This is a genomic window from Methanofollis fontis (assembly GCF_004297185.1).
GTDB classification, from domain to species: domain Archaea; phylum Halobacteriota; class Methanomicrobia; order Methanomicrobiales; family Methanofollaceae; genus Methanofollis; species Methanofollis fontis.
This window is the reverse complement of the sequence record NZ_PGCL01000015.1, coordinates 1-632: the sequence shown is the minus strand read 5'-3', so window position 1 is coordinate 632 and position 632 is coordinate 1. Positions and strand designations below refer to the sequence as shown.

The following is a 632-nucleotide window of genomic DNA, read 5'->3' as shown; positions in this document are numbered from 1 at the left end:
GCAGACAAACCGGTCGGGACCTACAATGTGACGGTTGAACTGGACGGATACGACCCGGCAACGGAAGTCGTCACCCTCTCCAAGGACGAGACCGAGGAAGTCTCCTTTACGCTCGTCCAGCAGCTCGGAACATTGCAGATCAACTCCACGCCGGTGGGAGCAGCGGTTTACCTGAATGGAACCGCAACCGGAGACCTCACGAACGCCACCCTGGCAGACAAACCGGTCGGGACCTACAACGTCACCGTGGAACTGGACGGATACGATCCGGCAACGGAGATCGTCACTCTCTCCAAGGACGAGACCGAGGAAGTCTCCTTTACGCTCGTCCAGCAGCTCGGAACCCTGCAGATCAACTCCACTCCCTCCGGAGCGGCGGTCTACCTCAATGGCACCGCAACCGGAGACCTCACGAACGCAACCCTCGAAGACAAACCGGTCGGGACCTACAATGTCACCGTCCTGAAGGACGGGTATGACCCGGCGACAGAGATTGTCACTCTCACCAAGGACGAGACCGAGGAGGTTGCGTTCACCCTCGTCCAGCAGCTCGGAACATTGCAGATCAACTCCACGCCGGCAGGAGCGGCGGTATACCTGAACGGCACCGCAACCGGTGACCTCACGAACGC

General features: G+C 60.0%; 1 protein-coding gene. It reads left to right on the top strand.

The features are described 5' to 3' along the window. On the top strand, nt 1-632 hold a 632-nt coding region (locus tag CUJ86_RS11685), incomplete at both ends, for a PEGA domain-containing protein (RefSeq protein WP_130647753.1).